The following is a 6,758-nucleotide window of genomic DNA, read 5'->3' as shown; positions in this document are numbered from 1 at the left end:
GTTGTTGTTGCATTGGTATATTCGTTCGTTATGGTACCCGTCAGCAAAAAATGGAGATAATCTGGCACCATTAAGAAATACGCTGCCTGATCCAAAATTTCCGGGGCTGTTTTTTTGAGTGCAAATAACTGGTAAATCGTATTAAAAGGCTGGAATTGAATACCTGTCTGCTGATAAATTTCCTTCTGATTAACTAACTCAAATACTTCTTCCATTACCCCGTCTGTTCGGTGGTCTCTATAGGCTACTGGATCTGTTATCCTTTGTGTTTGTTCATTAAGTAAAACAAAATCGACCGCCCAGGTGTCCACACCAATAGAGACAGGCTGATAACTATGTTTGATGCTTTGTTTAATCCCTGTTTTTACTTCTTCAAATAATTTGTCAATATCCCAACAGAGGTGCTCTTTCACTTTTTCCATCCTATTTTCAAATCGATGGACTTCATCCAGTCTCAGTTTCCCATTGTCTAAATAGCCTGCGATAACACGTCCGCTTGATGCTCCAATATCTACAGCTAAGTGACATTTTTGCAAATATACCACTCCTTTTTTGTAAGCGATTTATAACTTTATAATATAGAATTACATTCGTGATTAATATATCGAAAATTAACTTTTTATTGTCCTTTTTTGCAATTATTTACTCTGTGAAAATAATGATAATTAATAACCAGAAGACTGAAATAGAAAAGGGGAAATTTTATTTCTTTTTTTTATGTGTACCAGTTGTGGCTTGGAAACAAAAACATTGACCTGATTTTATGACGGAGAATAAAATAAAGGAGTAAGAGTAATATTAATAGATTGGGAACACAGGAAGAAAATTTAATTTAATTGCAGGAAGCTTCCTGAATCAATTCTGTAACATTCCGTTTATTCCAGGTGTGGGACCAATAGGAAACATTTCCAATTCGATCAGCTGAAGTTTATGACCATTATTCCCATAAAAAAATTGGGATTTTCCCGATAGTTGATTCTTTTTTATACAGAACTTGACGGGAAATTAGCATGACTTTCCGAATAAGATTTCACACACATCGTAATAAACTAATCGAATTGGAAAACACATTATTCCGTTAACTGCTTTTTGTACATTTTTGGTGTGTGACCATATTTTTGTTTGAATAACCGGTAAAAATAGCTGATATTTTCATAACCCACTTCTTCTGCAATCGCTTGCATTGGTAAGCTGGTATACAGTAGCAGGTTTCTCGCTGCCAGTAATCGCTTTTCCTGAACTAAGTCTTTAAAATTCTGGTGAGTTAGTGCTTTTATTTGTTTACTAACCCAATAAGCTGGCTGATGCAGTTGATCGGCAAGTTTCTGTAAGCTTGCCTCCTGATAGTGCTCCTCTATATATTCAAATACTGTTTTTAAAAAATGGTTTTTTTCCGATTGTTTAGAGGCTGTATGTTTTTTGTTTTGCTGCTCCATTAATTCTATAATTAATAATCCCATTAAAAACTTTATCTTGGATTTTGATAAAATGCTGGGATTCATCATTTCTGTTAATAATTGTTCCATGAGCTCTTGTACGCGCTTGGAACTTGCAACAGGAAAATATAAAAATTCTCCTTCACGGTTATAGGAAAACATGCTATTCATTAAGAACTGAAGCATTTGACTTTGGATAAATCCTGTCGATAAATTGGCTAAAATATAATCGAAGAACGCCGGGTGGATAATAAAATTAATGATAATATCTTCTTTATTACAAGCAAATAACTCGTGTTCCATATACTGATTCAGAATTAATATGTCGCCTTTTTTTAGTAAAAGTGGCTGATCAGCAATCTTTTGATTAAATTCCCCATGATAAACATAATTCATTTCAATATAATCATGGGAATGTTTGGGGAAATCAATGTATCTTGGATGCTTTCTGATCATAATTAATTCATCCTGAAGAAATTTTTCACTTTGAATCACAAAATCGGAGGTCATATTAGTATATATTGTCTTATTAATCGCTTGATCTCCTGCCAGAATCGCTCTTTCCTCATCTGTCTCTCTCATTAGCCTATCAAATAAATGAATTGTCATCCCGATCATCCCTTTACTATGAAAAGCCTATTTAATCATGCACTTTTCTTCAAGCTTTCCATACATCATCCATTCTCATTCATTTCTTTATAAATAAGGAAGCAGACTGATCTGCTTCCTTGTCAAATCAATAAATGGAACAATTGTTCGTCTTTGTTGATTTCAATATACGTAAAGCCTTTTTTCTCCATTCTTGCTATCAGTGCAGGATAGTCTTGTGCATTTTGCAATTCGACTCCGACAAGGACAGGTCCTTTATCGCGATTATTCTTCTTTGTATATTCGAATCTTGTAATATCATCATTTTCTCCTAAAACTTCATCCATAAACTCCCGTAAAGCACCCGCGCGTTGTGGAAAGTTCACAATAAAATAATGCTTGTACCCTTCGTATATTAATGAACGTTCTTTAAATTCCTGCATTCTGTCCATATCATTATTTCCACCACTCACAACACAAACGATATTTTTGCCTTTAATCTGCTCTTTATAAAAATCCAGTGCGGAAATCGGCATGGCACCTGCAGGTTCGGCTATAATTGCATTCTCATTATATAATTCTAGTAAAGTTGTACAGAGCTTCCCTTCTGGAACTACAACGATGTCATCAATAAATTCTTTTGCGATATCATAGGAGATATTTCCAACTTGTTTCACACTTGCTCCATCAACGAATTTATCGATTTTGTCTAATTTTACCACTTGGCCTTTTTCCAGTGCTGCTTTCATAGAGGGAGCACCTTCCGGCTCGACTCCGATTATTTTTGTCTCTGGGCTAATGCTGTTTATGTATGAACCAACTCCTGAGATTAGACCACCGCCACCAATCGACATAAAGACATGGGAAATTGGCTCTTCCATGCTATCAAGAATCTCCAGTCCAATTGTTCCTTGACCTGTAATGGTTCTTGTATCATTGAATGGATGAATGAAAGAAGCTTTATGCTCATTACAATATTCCATCGCTTTATCAAAAGAATCATCAAAAGTGTCGCCAATTAAACGAATTTCCACAAATGGGCCGCCGAAAAATTCAACACGGTTCACTTTTTGTCTTGGTGTTGTACTTGGCATGAAAATAACACCTTTTACGCCGAGTGCCTTACAGGAATAGGCTACACCTTGAGCATGATTACCGGCACTTGCACATACTACTCCATTTTTTAATTCTTCTTTTGTTAATCCTTGCATTAAGTTATATGCCCCGCGTATCTTAAATGAACGTACAACCTGCATGTCTTCTCTTTTCAGATAAACGTTACACTGATACTTTTCTGATAAAATTGGATCTAATTGTAATGGTGTTTTAATAACAACGTCTTTTAATACTTGATTTGCAATAATAATATCTCTTACTTGGATTGGATTTACTTTTGTACTCATAATACGAACCCTTCCTACTACAATTGTTAGCTTTATACTAACATAAAGCAAGCAAATAGAAAATAATTATTGCTTGCTTTATTTATTTAAGAACACATAAGCTTACGAAAAATAAAATATATTTCAACCGTTTAATATGAAAGGATTGCCACATCTCTGCCTTCCAATATGATTTCCTTTCTAACTTCTTTATTATTTAAGCAATTTTCATATACTTTTTCCTGATCTAAAGTGATTGTGACAGGATCCTCATTATGATTCAAAATAAATAAGAAATGTCCATTATCATTTACTCGCTCAGCAACTTCTACCTTTTGTGGAGTCTGCAATGGTGCTGTAATATCTAACTGATGGAATAAGCCGGAAAACAGCTCCATCAAATAATTTGCTGAAGGATTTGTGCCAATATATAAGGCACACCCTTTTCCATATCGATGGGAAGTTACAGCAGGCCTTCCTTTATACCAGTTTTGTGTAAAATGAGCAATGGCTTTTGCGCCTTCCAATGTGATAATATCGGCCCATAAATCAACCTTCATGCGCTGACCATTTGCAACGATTTCATTTGTCTCATTTTCAGCCATTGGAGCAAATTCTTCCACAGTAAGACCTAACAATTTGCGGAGTGGTGCTGGATAGCCGCCTAAATGTATATGATCCTGTTCATCTGCAATTCCACTAAAGAAACTTACAATTAATGTCCCGCCACCCGCTGTATAATTTTTTAAATGGCTTGATGCAGATTCATTTAGCATATAAAGCATTGGGGCGACTACCATATCATATTTTTCAAGTGAACTGTCCGGTCTGACAAAATCCACCGCGATATTCTGCTTATAAAATACTTCATAATATTGATACACCTGATCCAAGTATGACAGTTTATTATGTGGTTTTCCTTCCAGTTCGACAGCCCACCAATTTTCCCAGTCAAAGATGATAGCTGCTTTTGCATTCGTTTTGGCACCTACTATTTTGTCCAATTTTTTCAGCTCATTCCCTAATTGTTTTACTTCCTTGTAGGCACGGCTGTTTGGATCATTCGAATGTGGCACCATTGCACCATGGAATTTTTCCGCTCCAGCTCGGCCCTGTCTCCATTGGAAGTACATGACACCATCACCACCTCGTGCAATCGTGGAATAGCTCCATAGGCGCATTTCTCCAGGCTTTTTTGTCAAATTAATATCTCGCCAATTAACATGGGAGGTTACTTGCTCCATCAGGTAAAATGGAGAGCCACCTTTCAGACTGCGCATTAAATCATGATGCATGGCATGGCTATAAGGTATACCTTCACGGGGATCTGGATAGGAATCCCATGTGACCAAATCAAGCTCCTTTGCCCATTCAAAATAATTGAGTGGCTTAAATTCATACATAAAGTTCGTAAAAACCGGAATATCTGGCGTGATTTCACGCAAAATATCTTTTTCAAGCAAATATAATTTCAGTATACTATCATTCATAAACCGTTTATAATCCAGCATTTGGCTTGGATTATAGAATGTCGGCAAATTGGCCGGAAACTGAATCTCATCCCATTCATTATAACGCTGACTCCAGAATGCGGTTCCCCACTTTTGGTTTAATCTTTCTATTGTTTGATACTTTGTTTTCAACCATGAGCGGAAGGTGTCTAAGCTCTCTTGGCTATAGCATTCGGCTAAATGACAACCATATTCATTATTAATATGCCACAATTTAACAGCAGGATGATTTTTATATCTTGTTGCTATTTCCGTCACCAGCGTGCTTACCGCTTCAAGAAAACGCTTACTGTTAGGAGAATAATGCTGTCTTGATCCAACTTGATAACAGACTCCGTTTTCTTTCACAGCTAATACTTCGGGGTATTTCTTTGACAGCCATGCTGGCGGTGAAGCAGAAGCAGTTGCCAAAGCCACACTAATGCCATGTTTATGTAATATTTCCAGTACTTTATCTAACCATGTAAAATCAAATTTTCCTTCCTCTCGTTCGATAACTGACCAACTGAAAATTGCGACAGATACAAGATTTACCCCAGCTTCCCGCATTAACTTAGCATCCTGCAACCATACTTCTTCTGACCACTGCTCCGGGTTGTAATCCCCACCAAACGCTATATGTGGCATTACTTCTTGTATTGACTTTACCATCTGTATCCCTCACTCTCGAGTAAAATTTTACTTATTTATTTTACTTATATACTAAATGAATGCGCTAACATTTTCAACTGTTTGCCAAAAAAAATCTTATTAAATACGTATCGTATTATCGCCTTTTTTGTCGAGCAGTGTTGTTAAGTCTTAACCTCTTTGATTTCAAGTGAATATAAGAAGAACACTATTCACCTGAGCGATAGTGTTCTTCTTTTTCTATTAAAATACGTTTTGCAGGTTTGGAACAACTTGTTTTTTACGAGATACGACACCTTCAAGCTTTGCCGTTTTATTAACTAATGTTACATTAAAGGCTGCTGCAACCTTTTCTTCCGCTTCTCCGACTGCTAACACAACAGAGTCATTATTTAGAATATCTGTAATGACAAATACAAAGAGTTTAAGACCTTTCTCTGCCACTGTCTTCTCGATAACCGGTTCAATTTCAGAACGAAGTGCTAACACTTCCTCTACATCCACTGTGTTTACTTGCGCGATTTCGACTTTGTTGCCGTTCATATCAAATTCTTTTGCATCAATAGAGATTAACTCACTTGGTGACTTCTCACTCAGATCAGCCCCGGCTTTTAGCATTTCAAGTCCGTATTGTTCAGCGTCCACTCCGGCAATCTCAGCCAGTTCTTTTGCTGCTTGGATATCTTCCTCTGTACATGTCGGCGACTTGAATAATAATGAATCAGAAATAATAGCTGATAACATTAGTCCTGCTGTTTCTTTTTTGATTGTTATATTTTTCTCTTTATAGATCTTTTTTAATATTGTTGCAGTACAACCTACTGGTTCTGCACGATAATATAATGGATCTTTTGTTTCAAAATTTGCAATACGATGATGATCGATTACTTCTAATACTTGAACTCGATCAATGTCCTCAGCACTTTGCTGACGCTCATTATGGTCAACTAAAATAACCTGATCAACTTCATCCGAAACATTTTCCACCATCCTTGGGGCAGAAACATTAAAATGATCCAATGCATATTGTGTCTCATTATTCACTTCACCCAATCTAACTGCTTCCGCATCTTCTCCTAATGCTTGTTTTAACTCTGCATAAGCAACGGCTGAGCAGATTGTGTCAGTATCGGGATTTTTGTGCCCGAAAATTAAAGTTTGTGCCATTTTCATTACTCCTTTATTTACCAAGTATTTATATCCATTCCCAA

At 36.4% G+C, this 6,758-nt stretch carries 5 protein-coding genes; all 5 read right to left on the bottom strand.

Annotated features, from left to right (window positions below):
- Nucleotides 1-536: FGGY family carbohydrate kinase (locus tag F9U64_RS22810; protein WP_266095240.1), on the bottom strand; the 536-nt coding region annotated here is incomplete at its 3' end.
- A 534-nt stretch (nt 537-1,070) separates the two neighbouring features.
- Nucleotides 1,071-2,045, bottom strand: a complete 975-nt coding sequence (locus tag F9U64_RS04335; RefSeq protein WP_153401786.1) for an AraC family transcriptional regulator — start codon at nt 2,043-2,045, stop codon at nt 1,071-1,073.
- A 122-nt stretch (nt 2,046-2,167) separates the two neighbouring features.
- A complete protein-coding gene (gene ilvA, locus F9U64_RS04330) occupies nt 2,168-3,427 on the bottom strand; it encodes a threonine ammonia-lyase IlvA (RefSeq protein WP_153401785.1) in 1,260 nt (419 codons plus the stop codon).
- A 131-nt stretch (nt 3,428-3,558) separates the two neighbouring features.
- Nucleotides 3,559-5,568 (bottom strand): beta-galactosidase, encoded by a 2,010-nt coding sequence (locus F9U64_RS04325; RefSeq protein ID WP_153401784.1) that lies wholly within the window; start codon nt 5,566-5,568, stop codon nt 3,559-3,561.
- A 222-nt stretch (nt 5,569-5,790) separates the two neighbouring features.
- Complete coding sequence (locus tag F9U64_RS04320; RefSeq protein WP_153401783.1) at nt 5,791-6,714, bottom strand: manganese-dependent inorganic pyrophosphatase; 924 nt, start codon at nt 6,712-6,714, stop codon at nt 5,791-5,793.
- Nucleotides 6,715-6,758: the final 44 nt, after the last annotated feature.

The organism is Gracilibacillus oryzae (assembly GCF_009498735.1).
GTDB classification, from domain to species: Bacteria; Bacillota; Bacilli; order Bacillales; family Amphibacillaceae; genus Gracilibacillus; species Gracilibacillus oryzae.
This window is presented reverse-complemented; position numbering and strand designations above follow the sequence as displayed.

Coding starts and splice junctions, on each gene's coding strand:
- F9U64_RS04320 (WP_153401783.1), bottom strand. CDS start 6,714: ATGGCACAAACTTTAATTTTCGGGCACAAAAATCCCGATACTGACACA.
- ilvA (WP_153401785.1), bottom strand. CDS start 3,427: ATGAGTACAAAAGTAAATCCAATCCAAGTAAGAGATATTATTATTGCA.
- F9U64_RS04335 (WP_153401786.1), bottom strand. CDS start 2,045: ATGACAATTCATTTATTTGATAGGCTAATGAGAGAGACAGATGAGGAA.
- F9U64_RS04325 (WP_153401784.1), bottom strand. CDS start 5,568: ATGGTAAAGTCAATACAAGAAGTAATGCCACATATAGCGTTTGGTGGG.